This is a genomic window from Bacillus sp. SIMBA_008, assembly GCF_046535495.1.
GTDB classification, from domain to species: domain Bacteria; phylum Bacillota; class Bacilli; order Bacillales; family Bacillaceae; genus Bacillus; species Bacillus subtilis.
On record NZ_JAWRWL010000701.1, the window covers coordinates 1 to 260 of the forward strand.

The following is a 260-nucleotide window of genomic DNA, read 5'->3' on the forward strand; positions in this document are numbered from 1 at the left end:
TTTGCGCTCGATTATTTTTTTAACATGTCATTCCATTTCCGTTTCTATACAAAAAGAGCGAACCAGACAGGTTCACTCCTTCAAAGCGGATATTGTTTGATGGACAAATTGTTTAAGTGGGGAAAGCGGATGAATGATCGGAATGCCTGTCTCCTTTTCCATCTGCTGTGCCGCATGAACCATCGATAGCTGCATCACGCAAATGTCTCCACTTTTTTTCATACATCTTCTGAGCTGCTTTTTAATTTGCTCCTCATAAG

General features: G+C 40.8%; 1 pseudogene. It reads right to left on the minus strand.

Going from position 1 to position 260, the window contains the following annotated elements:
- Positions 1-72: 72 nt before the first annotated feature.
- Positions 73-260 (minus strand): annotated as a pseudogene (locus SB658_RS25050) (hypothetical protein); the annotation flags it as partial.